Source organism: Pseudoalteromonas sp. SG43-8 (genome assembly GCF_014164245.1).
GTDB lineage: Bacteria > Pseudomonadota > Gammaproteobacteria > Enterobacterales > Alteromonadaceae > Pseudoalteromonas > Pseudoalteromonas distincta.
Window position 1 is genome coordinate 84989 of sequence record NZ_JACJEX010000011.1, and the last position, 14695, is coordinate 99683.

General features: G+C 40.2%; 15 protein-coding genes. 3 read left to right on the forward strand and 12 right to left on the reverse strand.

Annotated elements, in window-relative coordinates; translation table 11 throughout:
• Positions 1 to 35: 35 nt before the first annotated feature.
• From fliJ to H5122_RS16455, 8 genes are all read right to left on the reverse strand, one after another.
• Entirely contained in the window at positions 36 to 482 is a 447-nt protein-coding gene (fliJ, locus tag H5122_RS16420; RefSeq protein WP_182682702.1) for a flagellar export protein FliJ, read from the reverse strand.
• Positions 482 to 1816 carry a flagellar protein export ATPase FliI gene (gene fliI / locus H5122_RS16425; protein WP_169059709.1) on the reverse strand — a complete coding sequence of 445 codons (1335 nt, stop codon included), beginning with the start codon at positions 1814 to 1816 and terminating at the stop codon, positions 482 to 484. Before fliI ends, fliJ begins: the two co-directional genes overlap by 1 nt.
• An 18-nt stretch (positions 1817 to 1834) precedes the next feature.
• On the reverse strand, positions 1835 to 2641 hold the full coding sequence (gene fliH, locus H5122_RS16430; RefSeq protein ID WP_182682703.1) for a flagellar assembly protein FliH: 807 nt from the start codon (positions 2639 to 2641) through the stop codon (positions 1835 to 1837).
• Between the two features lie 3 nt (positions 2642 to 2644).
• Positions 2645 to 3685, reverse strand: a complete 1041-nt coding sequence (gene fliG, locus H5122_RS16435) for a flagellar motor switch protein FliG (protein ID WP_007581881.1) — start codon at positions 3683 to 3685, stop codon at positions 2645 to 2647.
• Positions 3678 to 5393 carry a flagellar basal-body MS-ring/collar protein FliF gene (gene fliF / locus H5122_RS16440; RefSeq protein WP_039484629.1) on the reverse strand — a complete coding sequence of 572 codons (1716 nt, stop codon included), beginning with the start codon at positions 5391 to 5393 and terminating at the stop codon, positions 3678 to 3680. The genes fliG and fliF overlap by 8 nt, the downstream gene beginning before the upstream one ends.
• Before the next feature lie 20 nt (positions 5394 to 5413).
• Positions 5414 to 5746, reverse strand: coding sequence for a flagellar hook-basal body complex protein FliE (gene fliE / locus H5122_RS16445; protein ID WP_039484631.1), 333 nt, complete (start codon positions 5744 to 5746; stop codon positions 5414 to 5416).
• Positions 5747 to 5902: 156 nt separating this feature from the next.
• On the reverse strand, positions 5903 to 7369 hold the full coding sequence (locus H5122_RS16450) for a sigma-54 dependent transcriptional regulator (RefSeq protein ID WP_182682704.1): 1467 nt from the start codon (positions 7367 to 7369) through the stop codon (positions 5903 to 5905).
• A complete protein-coding gene (locus tag H5122_RS16455; protein ID WP_002959347.1) occupies positions 7366 to 8478 on the reverse strand; it encodes a PAS domain-containing sensor histidine kinase in 1113 nt (370 codons plus the stop codon). The genes H5122_RS16450 and H5122_RS16455 overlap by 4 nt, the downstream gene beginning before the upstream one ends.
• A 132-nt stretch (positions 8479 to 8610) precedes the next feature.
• Between H5122_RS16455 and H5122_RS16460 the strand changes: the two genes are divergently transcribed.
• Positions 8611 to 9204, forward strand: a complete 594-nt coding sequence (locus tag H5122_RS16460; RefSeq protein WP_182682705.1) for a DNA-3-methyladenine glycosylase I — start codon at positions 8611 to 8613, stop codon at positions 9202 to 9204.
• 288 nt (positions 9205 to 9492) lie between these two features.
• Here H5122_RS16460 and H5122_RS16465 read toward each other — a convergent pair whose 3' ends face one another.
• The gene (locus H5122_RS16465; RefSeq protein ID WP_182682706.1) at positions 9493 to 10929 is read right to left on the reverse strand and encodes a sigma-54-dependent Fis family transcriptional regulator; all 1437 of its coding nucleotides are present in this window, start codon (positions 10927 to 10929) and stop codon (positions 9493 to 9495) included.
• Between the two features lie 445 nt (positions 10930 to 11374).
• Here H5122_RS16465 and fliS point away from each other — a divergent pair, with 445 nt between their 5' ends.
• Complete coding sequence (gene fliS / locus H5122_RS16470; RefSeq protein WP_024599221.1) at positions 11375 to 11776, forward strand: flagellar export chaperone FliS; 402 nt, start codon at positions 11375 to 11377, stop codon at positions 11774 to 11776.
• 8 nt (positions 11777 to 11784) lie between these two features.
• Positions 11785 to 12099 carry a hypothetical protein gene (locus tag H5122_RS16475; RefSeq protein WP_182682707.1) on the forward strand — a complete coding sequence of 105 codons (315 nt, stop codon included), beginning with the start codon at positions 11785 to 11787 and terminating at the stop codon, positions 12097 to 12099.
• Positions 12100 to 12195: 96 nt separating this feature from the next.
• On the opposite strand, the gene fliD is transcribed toward H5122_RS16475, so the two are convergent.
• The 3 genes from fliD to H5122_RS16490 form a co-directional block, all read right to left on the reverse strand.
• The gene (gene fliD, locus H5122_RS16480; protein ID WP_182682708.1) at positions 12196 to 13629 is read right to left on the reverse strand and encodes a flagellar filament capping protein FliD; all 1434 of its coding nucleotides are present in this window, start codon (positions 13627 to 13629) and stop codon (positions 12196 to 12198) included.
• A 59-nt stretch (positions 13630 to 13688) separates the two neighbouring features.
• On the reverse strand, positions 13689 to 14114 hold the full coding sequence (locus H5122_RS16485) for a flagellar protein FlaG (protein WP_182682709.1): 426 nt from the start codon (positions 14112 to 14114) through the stop codon (positions 13689 to 13691).
• Positions 14115 to 14270: 156 nt separating this feature from the next.
• The coding region (locus H5122_RS16490) for a flagellin (protein WP_259395784.1) at positions 14271 to 14695 on the reverse strand (425 nt) is incomplete at its 5' end.

Genomic DNA, 14695 nt, shown 5'->3' on the forward strand with positions numbered 1-14695 from the left:
TACCACTAAGTAACAAAGCAATTAACGTGCCTGAATTACAAAACTTTCCGACGTTGAAAAAACTGATTAGCTGAAAACTCATCTAACATTTTTTGCTCGTTTTTAGCCATTAACGCATTTGCTTTGAGTTTTTGATTCTCGATTAATTTGGCAACTGCTTTAGCTTTAATTTGCTGCTTAAGCCATAGCGTTTTACGTTGAGTAACAACTTGCTTAGCTGTATTTACTGTACTTGCTTGTTGGCGAATTGCCTCTTCAATTTTAGCTATAAAAGCATGGTACTGACCAAACCCTGCACTAGATAAACCCGACTTACCTTTTAGGTGTAACTGTTGAGAATATTCAAGTCTAAAGTTATTTAAACCTTGCAGCTTTTGTTGATTTGCTTGCAAATTTTGATTGGCTTGTAAGTAACTCATGCGCAAACTTTCTTCTTTATCATTTTCAATTTTGAGCAATAAATCGAGTTTATTTTTAGCCATTATGCTTGTCCTAGTAACTGAGCAAGACCTTGCAGACCATCATCGTAACTAATGACATCTCGCATACCTTGTTGTAAAAATGCATTTACTCTTGGCATCATATTTATGGCTTGGTCGAGCATTTGATCGGTCCCTTTTTGATAAGCACCTAAAGTAATCATATCTTTGTTTTGTTGATACATTGAATAAACTTGCTTAAGTACACGGGCTTGTTGCATGTGTGGTTCAGAAACGACTTGAGGCATAACACGCGAAATCGATTTTTCTATATCTATAGCGGGATAGTGCCCGCTGTCGGCTAAATCACGCGATAATACAATGTGGCCATCTAAAATAGCTCGCGCTGCATCAGCAATAGGGTCTTGCATATCATCGCCTTCACTCAACACCGTAAAAAAGGCGGTAATTGAACCCTGTCCTTCACCGCCATTACCAGCACGTTCCACCAGCGCAGGTAATTTAGCAAACACCGAAGGCGGATAACCCTTTGTAGCAGGCGGCTCGCCTACAGCAAGTGCAATTTCACGTTGCGCCATTGCATAACGCGTTACCGAATCGAGTAACAATAATACGTTTAAACCCTGATCTCTAAAATACTCTGCAATAGTTACGGCGCTCTCACAGCCTTTTAAACGCATAAGCGGTGATGAATCAGCGGGCGCTGCGACAACAACTGAACGTTTGCGCCCTTCTACACCAAGTATTTCTTCAATAAATTCTTTTACTTCGCGGCCACGCTCCCCCACTAAGCCAACAACAATGACATCGGCTTCGCTACCTCGGGTCATCATACCGAGAAGTACTGATTTACCCACACCGGAGCCTGCAAACAAGCCCATGCGCTGGCCTTGCCCTACTGTAATAACCGAGTTAATAGCACGCACACCTACATCCATAGGCTTAGTGATTGGTCTTCTTGAAAGCGGGTTTATAGTATTTTGTGCAAACTTTAAATGATGCTCAGCATTAATTTTACCTAGGCCATCTAGCGGTCGCCCTAAGCCATCAACCACGCGCCCTAGTAAACTCATCCCTACAGGTAAACCTAAGTTATTAACTTGAGGAATAACACGCGCACCAGGAAGTACACCAGAGATATGATCATTAGGCATCAAGTACAAAGTTTGATCGTTAAAACCGACTATTTCGGCGTCTACAAAGCCGTTCATAGTTTCTATTTTACATTGGCTACCAACGGGGGCACGTAGACCTCTAGCCTCAAGGGTAAGGCCAACAACACGCGTTAAAATACCTGCCACAGCAGGCGCTGGGGTTTTAATATGCTGTTTATATTGAGATAAGCGTTCGCTTAAAGGTGCACGTTGAGTTGACATAACACGCCAATAAAATAGTTAGATACCACTATTATGCAAAAAACTATCCAACGTTTCTTTGACACGTGTTTTAAGGGTCATATCGAGTGATGATTGCGCTGTTTTAACTTCACAGCCACCGCGCTCAAGAGTGGGCTCTGCCATTAATTGCCAGTTGTTATCAATAATGGTTTGTTCGCCGTAGCTCTCTTTTATGAGTTCTAAGTCTTCGGGGTTTAAATGAATTCGTACTTTTTCTTGTTCGGCATTAAGAGAATCTATACTTTGCTTTAACGTATGTAAAATCACATCTGGCGATGTTTTTACTTCTTGATAAATAACAGCTTCCGCTAACATACTAGCAAGTTGTACTAATTGCTTTTCAGCTTGTTCATCTACTTTATCTAGCGGTGCAGTAAGTCCCTCTAAAATAGTTTTTAAACTTGTTAACTGCTCTTCAATTAATGGTTTTACGTCATCAAGGCCTTTTGTTTTACCTTGCTCTAAGCCTTCTTTGTAGCCTGCCTCTTTGCCTTCGCCCACGCCTTTTTCAAAACCGTCTATGTAGCCTTGCTCATGACCTTGCTTGAGGCCTTCTTCGTAGGCATCTTGCCTAATGCGTTCAAGCTCAACCATAGTAAGCGCAGGCAATTCTGGTTCTTGTGGCTCATCAATTGGCATTTCTTCAGCTAATTCTTTTTTATACAGATCACTAAGCGGTGTACCGTAAGCTGTAGAGCGATTGCCAAAGCTGCTCTCATCTGGTGCTACATCTGGAATAGCCCAGTTTTTTAATAATTCATCTGCTTCATCAGCGTGAAGTGTGCGCCCTTTGAGTTTGCTCATGGTTTACAAGAACTCCTCGCCACCGCCGCCGCCCAGCTGAATTTCACCTGAGTCAGATAAACGACGCGCTGTTGATAAAATCTCTTTTTGCGCCGCTTCTACTTCACTTATACGAACAGGTGCCATAGCTTCTAAATCATCAGCAAGCATTTCGGCTGCACGCTTAGACATATTGCCCAGTATTTTATCTTTAAGGGCATCGTCGGTGCCTTTAATTGCTTTCATTAATACGTCTTGTTGTACTTCTCGTAGGATTGCTTGAATACCACGGTCTTCAACATCCATTAAGTTTTCAAACACAAACATTAAGTCTTGAATTTGCTGCGACATCTCTTCGTCATGCTCACGAATAGAGTCCATCAACTGCCCTTCTACATTGGTATCTAGGTAGTTCATTATATCTGCAGCTGCTTTTAAGCCACCCATTTTAGCGGCTTGTGCACCTGCTTGGCCGGCAAATTGTTTTTCCATAATTTCGTTTAGCTCTTGCAGTGCTGCTGGCTGAACTTCTTCAAGGTTTGCAATACGCATTGTTAAATCTAAACGCACTTTTTCAGGGAACTGAGCAATAATCTCAGCTGACTGTTCTGGCTCTAAATACGATAATACAATGGTTTGAATTTGCGGATGCTCATTACGAATAATGTTTGCTACCTGCTTAGAGTCCATCCATTTTAATGAATCCAAGCCTTTAGCACCTGAGCCCATAACAATTTGGTCAATAAGGCTAGCGGCTTTGTCTTCACCAAGTGCTGCTGTAAGCGCTTTTTTAATAAAGTCTTCTGACTGAAAACCAATGGTGCTAAAGCTTTGAATTTGTTCTATAAACAAGTTGTGTACAGCGCTAATTTTAGCTTGAGATAAATCCTGTAGCCCAGCCATCGCCATACCCACTTTTTGCACCTGTTTAGGTTCTAAGTGTTTAAGGATTTGCGCGGCATCTTCTTCTGATAAACTCAAAAGTAATATAGCGGCTTTATCTACCCCATCTAGCTTATCAACATCAAAGGCTGGCGGGAGTTGTTTTTGTTCTTGATCAGTCATCTTCTGTTAACCACGCTTTCACTACTTGTGATGATAGTTCTGGTTCGTTAGCTACAAGGGCACGAATTGCTTTGAGTAAATCTTCGTCGCCATGTAAATCCGGTAACTGCAGTGTACCATCACTTGAGAAACCAACCGAAGCAGAATCAAAGTCTTTATTTAGCATATCAAGTGTATTGTCGCCAATATCTACGCCTGAACTTAATGCATCTTCGTCGTATTCTTCTAGTGTATCGTCTGGGTAAATTAAACGCTTAAGCATTGGTTTTACTACTGCCATTATCAATACAATGATAACTAAGGCGCCTAGTACAAGACGGGCTATTTTCATAAACCAGTCTTGTTCCCACAATGGCACTTCTATTGCTAAATTTGTTGCTTCACGTACAAACGGCACTGTTACTACTTCAAGTGCATCACCACGTTGCATATCAAAACCTACACCACCTTGTAATAAGCGACGAATATTTGACAATGCCTCTACCGAGCGCGGGGCCATAGTTGTTTCGCCGTTTTCTCCCACTTTAGGGACGTAGTCAACAGCAACTGACACACTTATTCTGCGTATTACACCACTTTGCTGGCGCTTGTGAGAAATTGTTGTATCGAGTTCATAATTACGTGTTGCTTCTTTGTGGCTACGTGTTGGTGACGTAGCAGTACCTGCGCCGCCTTGTCCTGCAACTTCAGGGATGTTTGAGTTTAGCGGTGGTTGATTTGTAAGCGCACCAGGAATACCAACAGCTAAACCACCAATGTTATTTTCTTCAAATGTGGTTTCGCTTCTAACCGCTGGTAGGTCTGGGTTATAACGCTTTTGAGTTTCCTCAACTGAGCTAAAGTCCATGCTCAGATCAACTTGAGCTGTATAGTTTGCAAGCCCAACAACCGGTATTAAAATACTGTCTATTTTTTCAAGATACTCTTGTTCGCGCTTACGTTCTAAATCGTATTCTTTACGAGAGCGTGCTGCTAATGAGCTTTGCGAACCTGAATTTAATAATCGACCATTTTGGTCAGTAACCGTAACACGTGCAGGCTCTAAGCCTTGTACTGCTGAAGCAATCATATCAACAACAGAGTCTACTTCTTCACGGTCAAGTGAGCGGCCACGCTTAAGTGTTAATACAACAGTAGCGGATGGTTTTTTCTCTCTGCGGGCAAATACGTTTTCTTTAGGGATGGCTAACAATACTTTGGCGCGAGTAATGTTATTTAGCTCTTCAATGGTGCGGGCAAGTTGTTGCTCGCGGCCATGTTTAAGGCGTTCGCGCTCCAAGCGTTGGCTTACACCAAAGCCCATATCTTGCATAATTATGTCAGAGCCAGATGCAGGGCCTTGCTCTAACCCTTCGCGGGTCATTAGCAATTTAATGTTTTGGTATTCGCTTTCATCAACCGATACAACATTGCCATCTAGTTGGTATTCAATTTTTTGCGCATCTAAAAAGTCTAATGTTTGAATAAGCTCTTCTGTTTGCATTTTGCCTAACGGGCGCATATCTGGCTGACGAGCCCAAATAATAATAAAAATCGCGATAGCTAAACAAATAGCCAATGCTATAACCAATGTTACTTGGCGCAATACATCAACACCATTTAAAGCACTTAAGTAGCCTGACTTTTGTTCTTGTTGATCATCACCACCACTTTGGTCAATACCGCCACCAGCAAGTGCTAGGTCTGTAGATTGGTTAGATTGCGCCACAATAATTCTCCACTACCTAATTAAACAGGCATGTTCATGATTTCTTTATAAGCTTCAACAAGTTTATTACGAACCTGTACTGTAGCCTCAAAAGCAACTGACGATTTTTGAGAAGCAATCATCGCCTCAGCAAGAGATACACTTCGATCCCCCATCTCAACTGCTGTTACTTTTTGCGCGGCGTCTTGTTGTAATCCGTGCACTGAATTTATTGCATCACTTAGCATGTCGCCAAATTGTGCTGTAGAAGTAGACTGCACCTGAGTTGGCAGTTTATTAGTTTGATTATTACGGCCGGCTTCTAAAGCCATTGATTGCATTTCTTGAAATACAGCACTGTTTTGAATTTTCATAATTTATCTCTGACACGCAGTGAACTCTTATAAGTAATAAAGCACAAAGCATGCCAAATAATTAATTATTAAAATACAATGGGTTAACTTTAATTTGTGTGAGTCAGAGTTTTGACAACCCTAAGCTCGCAGAGCAAACTTAGGGTTTATAGGAGGTTATGCAGGAAGTGAAATACCTAAATCGCGCATTTGCGCTAGTTTATAACGTAAAGTTCGTGGGCTTATGCCCAACGTTTCGGCAACGTCTTTACGCTTACCTTGGCAACGTGCAAGGGTTTCTAAAATAATGCGATGCTCTTTGTCTTTAAGCTCATCTTTATAGCTACCGGTATCTGCCGCTAGCAAACCTTGTTTAGGCTCATCCTCAGCATGCGACTTTTCATCATAATATGCAGAGCTTAACGTGCTTTTATCAACACCTTTGTCTGCATGTGCTAATTCTGTTGGCGATACGGTTTGCGCCGGTGCCAATGAAGGCTCCATAACAAAGTTATTAGATACTAAGTTTTCGATAAAAATAGCATGCTCGTTTATTGTGTTACCCGTGCGCAGTATAAGCGCACGCTGTATAACATTATCAAGCTCGCGTACATTACCAGGCCACGCGTGAGCTAGTAACTTTTGCTCAGCAGCTTTATCTAAATACGCCATAGACTCTTTGCTTTTACTTATATGGCGCTCAATTAAATGCTTAGCCAATACAATAATATCGCCAGGGCGTTGGCACAATGGTCGCCACATAAGTGGAAAAACATTAAGCCTGTAATATAAATCTTCTCTAAACTGATTATCTACCACGGCTTCTTTTAAATCACGATTACTGGTTGCCAAAATACGTACATCGAGCTGGATTGTTTTACGACCCCCTAAACGCTCTACTTCACGCTCTTGCAGTACGCGTAAAAGTTTAGCTTGTAGTCCTAAATCCATTTCAGTAATTTCATCAAGTAAAATAGTACCGCCTTGTGCTTGCTCAAACTTACCCGGACATGCTTGAATCGCGCCCGTAAAAGCCCCTTTTTCGTAACCAAATAACGTGGCTTCGAGCATATTTTCAGGAATAGCCGCGCAGTTAATCGCTACAAATGGCTCATTACATCGGCTCGACTTATCATGAATATAACGCGCAAGTACTTCCTTACCCGAACCACTTGGGCCAAGTACCATTACACTTGCATCAGAGCGTGCTACTTTACTTGCAAGCTCCAATAATTGAATACTAGTTGGATCAGCAACAACGGGGCCATCCGTTTCTTTTGCTTTTTCAGGCAAATAACGGCTCACCATATTTAACAGCACTTCAGGTGCAAATGGTTTTGCCATGTAGTCAATTGCACCTAGGCGCATGGCCTCTACCGCATCGTCAATTGTGGCATAGGCCGTCATCATCAATACAGGTAAATCAGGGTGGTTTAATTTAATACTGCGTAGTAAATCAAGTCCACTCATTGCGCCCATTTGCACGTCGCTTACAACAAGCGAAAATTGATCTTTTTTAAGCAGTAACATTGCTTGCTCAGCACTGCTCGCTGCAACACATTCAATACCCGACATTTCAAGGGTATCTATTAAGGCTTCACGAAGCCCTGCGTCATCTTCGACAACTAAAATAGTGTTACTCATAATGACCCCTCTAATTTAGATGTTGCCTTAATAGGCAGTAACAAACTAAAGCAAGCACCACCCTGCGTATTATTAGTCACATCAACACGGCCTTGGTGCGCACTAGCCACCGAACTCACTACAGCAAGCCCTAAACCTGTGCCCTGACTTTTTGTAGTAAAAAATGGTTCAAAAATTTTATCGCTTTGGCTTAAGTCAACACCTGGGCCATTGTCACTCACACTAATACGAACCATATCTAAATCTTTTAAATCTCTTTGTGCGCTAATTTTTACTTTTGCGCCGCTGCCAATAACTTGAATACTATTGTGCACTAGATTTTGAATAGCACTGGCCAATGCCGTTTTATTACCAACTATTTGTATATCTGGCTCTGGTAAGCTTACATCCAGTTCACTTTCATTAAGTGCGACCATCGCATCGGCACCTGCTTTAACTTCGGTTAAAAGCTGCTGCATTGAAACTTGCTCAACAACTTGCTGATCGCCACTTTTAGCAAATAACAGCATGTCGTTTACTTGAGTTTCTAAATCTTTTAAACGCGACATTAACTTTGTTTGAAAGTTATCGCGAGATGCTTCGGGTAAGCGCTTAGACCCTAAATTAGCTGCGTAAAGCATAGCGGCTGAGAGCGGCGTACGTACTTGATGCGCTAATGATGCAACCATTTTACCCAGCGCGCTTAATCGCTGCATATGTGCAACACGTTTTTGTAAGCGGCGGGTTTCGGTTAAATCCGTCATTAAAATAAGTTGCCCAGGCTCTGGTGCTAAAGCAGTAATATCAAGCTTTATTAGGCGTCCGTCTTTTAAAGACACTTCATGGCCATCATCTTGATGTGGCCTAAAAGAGCGCTGAATAACATTAAACCAGCGTTCGCCTTCAAGTGGCTCGCCAAGCATATCAATCGCTATTTGATTAGCTTTTGCAATCAACCCTTTGCCATCAAGTACAACCACACCTGCTGGCATGGTATCAACCAAATGCGAAAGCCAACTTGCTTGCTTGCGCAGATCGCTTAATTCACCAATGTACTCCTCTTGAAGTAAACATGGGTTATACTGATTTGCAGAAAAAAACTGTGGTTTTAGCACGCTAGCAAGGGCCATAATCAAATCTCGAATTGATGTAGATATATGTCCAGATGCACGATTTATACCAAAATTTATTTACATACTTATCATTAAGTTACATCAATAATTTGAGCGACATAAAAATGACGCACACAAAAAGGAATAATAATGAGTGAGCAAATAAAGTGCCGTTGCCCGTGGCTCGACACCACTAAACCCGACTACGTTATTTACCATGATGAAGAATGGGGCGTCCCTCTTTATGATGATACAAAGCTGTTTGAATTTATCACTCTTGAATCAGCGCAAGCCGGCTTAAGCTGGTACACAATTTTAAAAAAGCGTAGCGGTTACAAAAAAGCATTTGCTAATTTTGATGTAGATAAAGTGGCACAATTCACACAAGATGACGTTGAGAGACTAATGCTTGATGAAGGGATTGTGCGCAATCGCTTAAAAATTGCGGCAACTGTTAACAACGCAAAGTGCTTTATAGAAATACAAAAAGAATTTGGAAGTTTTAGTAACTACCAATGGCAGTTTGTCGATAATAAACCGATTATAAGTAATTTAAATAACGCTGAGGACTACCCAGCAATTACAGAGGCATCAACTGCATTTGCTAAAGATTTAAAAAAACGGGGTTTTAAGTTTTTAGGCCCTACAACGGTTTACGCTCATATGCAGGCCTGCGGTATGGTTAACGATCATAGTAATGATTGTTTTAGAAAAGAAGAAATTATTAAGGCTTCTAGTGAGTAAGTGATTAGTTCACAAAGAGGTTAAGAGACGCTGCGCTTTAGAGAAGTAAAGCGTAAGTTGACTATGGTTTCTCATTTACCTTCGTTTTTCTCTTTGTGAAATAACGTTTTATTTAAATGATTAAAAGCTACGCTTTTCATGCGAGCAAGCTCAGCGTATACCGCCAAGGTTTAAGTTTGTGTTTATCTTGTAGACGCCAAGCTTGCTTGCGTGACGGGCAAAGCCCGTAAAGTGATTGCTCACAAATGAATAATAAATAACGAAAAGTATTTCACCATTTTAGTACTTCTAATCTCGTGAAAGATTATACTTTTTCATTTTCTCAACGAGTGTGGTTCTGCGAACCCCTAATATCTCTGCAGCGCGAGCTACAACATAATCATAGCGCTCTAACGCTTGGGTAATTAAGCTAATTTCGAGCTCGGCTAAATAATCTTTAAGCTCAATACCATCATCAGGTAATAGCCCACTACCCGTTTGGCTAAACTCAGCGTCTGGCTCACTTTCGTAATCACTAAAGCCTGTACTAAATATGTCGTTAAAGGCGTCTTTTTCCATTAACTCTTCAGGGTATTCTGGCTCGTAGGCTTCAACTTCAATGTAACGATATTTGTTAGGTAAATCAGGAATATCGACCACTTTGTCAGGGAACATAATAACCATACGCTCCACCAAATTAGCAAGCTCACGAATATTACCAGGCCAAGCATGTTCTTTTAAGCTCTCAACTGCGCGCTCGGTAAACTTAGCGGTAGAACCTGTTTGGTCGTTAACACGGCGCATTAACTCTTTTAAAAGCAGCGGAATATCATCAGCACGTTCACTCAGCGATGGATTTTCGATAGGAAATACATTTAAGCGGTAATATAAATCTTCCCTAAAACTCCCCTCTTCAATCATTGTTTCAAGATTACGATGCGTGGCCGCAATAACGCGTACATCAGCCTGAATAGCCTTTGTGCCACCAACACGTTCGTAGCTGCGTTCTTGCAATACTCGCAGCAACTTAACTTGCATTTGCAGTGGCATATCGCCTATTTCATCTAAAAATAGCGTCCCGCCTTGAGCTAGTTCAAAGCGCCCTTTACGAGCCGATATAGCACCAGTAAACGCGCCTTTTTCGTGGCCAAATAGTTCACTTTCGAGCAGCTCTGCCGGAATAGCACCACAGTTTACAGGTACAAACGGTCCATTAATGCGCTTTGAAAGCAGGTGTACATTACGGGCAACCACTTCTTTACCAGTGCCTGATTCGCCTAAAATTAAAACATTAGCATCGGTTTTTGCCACTTGTTCAATTAAAAAGCGAACATCTTTTACGGCCTCTGTTTCACCAACAAGTCCGTCAAAAGTTTTATGTGGTTTAGAATGCTTATGCTCATTTGGCAACATGCGCTGATACTGCTGGCAATCGTGAAGTAACTGCGTTGTCACTTCGTGATTAAATGGCTCGCAAATAAGCCCCACCACATTAGCTATACTTAATAGTGGTTTTAGCGTTTCGCCAATTAATAAAAACGGTAATGTTGGATAGCGTTTAATTAAGCTTTCGTGGTCAAGTGATTGCAACGCTCCTAAAATAATCATGCATTCTTGCTGCTGATATTTTTTGCATTCTTGTTCAAAGCAGTCTTCGCTTAATAGTTGTACAGCTTCACCAATAAAGCCAAGTGAAGCATTTAACCCTATTGCGCGGTTGTTATTATTATCTAAAATCAAGATCATATTTAGCGAGCCGTACTTTCACTAATTTGTATAATTAGTTAAATTGTAAGCCAGTTCAGCATGGATGCAAGTGATAGCGGCAGTTTTTTGACATAAACGCCAAAAAACAGACGGGCTAGTTAAGTCAATCATACTTAATAGTTAATCATTAAGTATGAGTTGTAGTTTTAACTTAGTTATTACTCAGCGATTACTTAACGATTACCTAAATACAACTTAGCTCTAATAATTAATTTACTTGGCAATAAAAATGCTATTGTTAGTAAATAAACTCAATTATAAATTTAAGTTGAAGTTACTAATGCCGATATACAAACAAGTGAAAATGCTTGGCATTAATATTGCTTTGTTCTTGTAAAAGTAATAAAAGCTTTATTAAATTTTTATGTAAGTTTTTACATCAACTTTCACATAATTTTATTGTTTTAAATTTTAGGATCATCCCATGGCTCATGTCTCAGTAAAAAAATACGGTCAAGTTCGTGCTAGCAGCATTGCCGAAATGGCCCCTTACGAACAAATAAACCTTATATTCAGTAATATCATCGGTCGCTTAGCAGCAACAAAAGGGTTTATTGAGCGCAAAGAAATACAAAAAAAAGGTGAAAATATTTCGGCCTGTGTTTTATTATTTGGTGCACTGCAAGACGCACTTAATTTGGAAGTAGAACAAGACCCTAGTATTTCTAACAATTTATTGGCACTTTACGATTACTGCCAACGCCGTTTAACGCAAGCGAACATAAACAACGATATTGAAGCAATTATTGAAGTATCAAGTATTGTTAAAGAAATTAAAGAAGGTTGGGATAACATTCCGCTCGATCAACGCAGCCCTGCGGTTTAATTTCAATTATGGACTCGCCAACATCTTCAGAGCAACTAACAAATTACTCTGAGCTCATACAAACGTTGCTTAGTAATATTGAAGTGTTAGTAAATGGTAATAACGCAGACGAAGCTCGGCCTCTTTTAGACACTTTAAATACTGAACTAAAGCAATGGTGCGAAAGCAGCGACGGCCCAAGTGCAGAGCAATTAGAATTAATTCAGCTTCGTATAAATACCATTTTAGTAAAAGCGAATAGTGCAAAAAACGAGTCATCTAAAGCTATTATTAAACATAAAAAGTCAGGAAAGGCGATTAAAGCTTATAAAGCAAGTCTCTAAAATCTACTTAAATAGAAAACACAAAAAAACCGTTTTAAATAACGGTTTTTTTGTGTTTTCTTAATTTAGTTATTAATTTAATATCATACTTATCTACTAAGAGTTATCTCGTACTACGCCTGGCATATTCTCTAATTGAGCTTGAACATAACTGCTGGTGTTATTAAGGCTCGCCACTAATAAATCCATCGCATTATATTGAGCATATAATCGAGACGATAGCGACTCCATTTTACTAGCAAGGCTCACGCGCTGATCATCTATGTCATCGAGTTGATTTGTTTTACTATCAATCCGGTTTTGTATAATGCCGTCGGAATCTGTATAAAAGCTCATTAGCTCATCAAACGACTGCGCAAAACCATCATCGTCATCACCTACAAAAAACTGCTGCACTAAATTTACATCTGCGTCTATTTGCTCATCGAGTGTTTCTGTATTTAGGGTTAATACACCGTAGCGATCTGTTTCAACACCTAATTGCGAAAGCGATAACGAGTTTCCATCACCTAAATCAACTGATTCCGTTATTTCACTTCGAAGCTTTGACATAACACCACGAAGTAGTGAATCCCCAGCCATAACTCCAGCGCCAGCTTCACTTGAGGCACCTAAGTTATTGCTCAGCTCTAACAGCTCATTATAACTTTCAATAAAGCTATTTAAGCCTGCTTTAATATTATTATTATTTTCGGTAATTGATATATCACTAATGTCGTCGTCAACATCGTGCAATTTTTTAGCTGTTATATCCACGCCATCAATCACGTTACTAAATTCATTAGTATTGCTTGATATCGTCAACGTACCATCAATTGTTATTTGTGCATTTTGAGCAGCGTTAACTTGCGTTATGTTAGTTGTGTGGTTAGCTGGGTCTGCGTCTGATACATCATAAGCTAATCGAGACAATCCACCTGTATCAGTATTATTTCCGTCGTCGTCTTGTACGGTAATTGTTATTGCGTTGTCTTCGCCGGTTTCTTTACTAGTGAGCACTAAATGCTGACCGGTATCACTGGTAACTATAGTCGCGGTAACTGAGTCATTGCTATCATTGCCAGTAAAAGGGCCGTTATTAATTTGATCTCGTAAATCTTCTAACGTGTTTGTAGCCGATAAAACCGTAGAAAAACTATTTGCGCCAGAGCCAATTGTAATTACGCCAGCACCAATTGCCTCGTCTGCTGCAAATGCAGGGGAAGATAATTTATGAGCTTGTGCTAATGCGTCTACTTTTACGATGTAGCTACCAGGCTGAGCGTCTTTATCTGAGCTAATTGATATAAAATCATCATTGCCAGATGCTGTTCGCTTTTGGTAGTTATCACTATCGCCCAATGCTTCCATTGAGGTTTGTACTTTTTCAAGTGCAGATTTTAATGCTCCAACAGCAGAAATATCTGTAGTTAATTTACTTTCAGTAGTATTTAAGCGAGATTCAGCAGGTGCTTGTTCAGCATTAACTAGTGCATCGACAATATCTGACACTGCTAACCCAGAACCTAACCCAGTAAACGAAATAGCCATACTTCACCTCTTAAATACCTAAAAATAAACTAACTTAAAATAGCAATATGAATCACTTACTAAACTGTTTGGTCGATCAAAATACCTGCCGATTCAGACAGTTTAGACACTAAACTTAACACTTCCTCAGAAGGATATTGCTTAATGACTTCACCACTGTTTTTATCAAGCACTTTTATTACATCGCGGCCTGAATCTTCATCAACTTTAAATTGTAGGCTGCGATTCATTTCACCCATAAAATCCTGCAATTGTTGCGCCATTTGTTCTAGCTGTTCGCGCTCTAAGGGCTGATCTTTTTCATCTTGATTGTTATTTTTGTATTGGTTTTGCTGTAGCTTTTGTTGATTTTGTGCCTCCGTTTGCTTTACATCATCAATCGCTCGCTCAGTCAAAGAACGAGCAGCTTGCCCCGCTTGCTTATCATCACCAGCAACGGGGGTCGGTAATGTTGTAATTTCTGTATTTGAAGTAATTGTATTCATAACAGATTCCTATTTTTCACTTAATTAAACCAACAATAGCTTAGTTTATATTCTTAAACCACAAAAGGAGGTAGCTAAAGCCACCTCCTTTTTTAAAATACTAATACTGACTTTATGTATTAGTTAGCTAACCATTAAGCTATTACTTTTAACTTATTAACCTAATAAGCTAAGTGCTGTTTGTGGTAACTGATTCGCTTGCGATAAGATTGATGTACCCGCTTGTTGCAAGATTTGGTTTTTAGTCATCTCTGCTGTTTCAGTTGCAAAATCAGTATCTTGAATACGGCTACGTGATGCAGATACGTTTTCAGAGATGTTAGCAAGGTTGCTAATAGTGTGACCAAAACGGTTTTGCAAAGCACCCAAATCAGCACGGCTATCATCTATTTGGGCCAGTGCACTATCAATTATGCTTAATGCATTTTGTGAGCCGCCAACAGTTGAAAGGTCAACAGTATCAACGTTAATAAGCTCTGAGCTATTTGTATTCAAATCACCGGCAAGTGAGGTGTCACTTGCTGTTGCTGAAAACGTAGCTGTTGATGAGAGCTTTACTGTGCCAGCAAAAGTTGCAGCTT

Excerpts from the sequence above, each read along its gene's own strand:
- fliI (WP_169059709.1), bottom strand. The coding sequence starts at position 1,816 with ATGTCAACTCAACGTGCACCTTTAAGCGAACGCTTATCTCAATATAAA.
- H5122_RS16475 (WP_182682707.1), top strand. The coding sequence starts at position 11,785 with ATGGACTCGCCAACATCTTCAGAGCAACTAACAAATTACTCTGAGCTC.
- H5122_RS16460 (WP_182682705.1), top strand. The coding sequence starts at position 8,611 with ATGAGTGAGCAAATAAAGTGCCGTTGCCCGTGGCTCGACACCACTAAA.
- H5122_RS16450 (WP_182682704.1), bottom strand. The coding sequence starts at position 7,369 with ATGAGTAACACTATTTTAGTTGTCGAAGATGACGCAGGGCTTCGTGAA.
- fliS (WP_024599221.1), top strand. The coding sequence starts at position 11,375 with ATGGCTCATGTCTCAGTAAAAAAATACGGTCAAGTTCGTGCTAGCAGC.
- H5122_RS16485 (WP_182682709.1), bottom strand. The coding sequence starts at position 14,114 with ATGAATACAATTACTTCAAATACAGAAATTACAACATTACCGACCCCC.
- H5122_RS16455 (WP_002959347.1), bottom strand. The coding sequence starts at position 8,478 with ATGGCCCTTGCTAGCGTGCTAAAACCACAGTTTTTTTCTGCAAATCAG.
- fliJ (WP_182682702.1), bottom strand. The coding sequence starts at position 482 with ATGGCTAAAAATAAACTCGATTTATTGCTCAAAATTGAAAATGATAAA.
- fliH (WP_182682703.1), bottom strand. The coding sequence starts at position 2,641 with ATGAGCAAACTCAAAGGGCGCACACTTCACGCTGATGAAGCAGATGAA.
- fliG (WP_007581881.1), bottom strand. The coding sequence starts at position 3,685 with ATGACTGATCAAGAACAAAAACAACTCCCGCCAGCCTTTGATGTTGAT.
- H5122_RS16465 (WP_182682706.1), bottom strand. The coding sequence starts at position 10,929 with ATGATCTTGATTTTAGATAATAATAACAACCGCGCAATAGGGTTAAAT.
- fliE (WP_039484631.1), bottom strand. The coding sequence starts at position 5,746 with ATGAAAATTCAAAACAGTGCTGTATTTCAAGAAATGCAATCAATGGCT.
- fliD (WP_182682708.1), bottom strand. The coding sequence starts at position 13,629 with ATGGCTATTTCGTTTACTGGGTTAGGTTCTGGGTTAGCAGTGTCAGAT.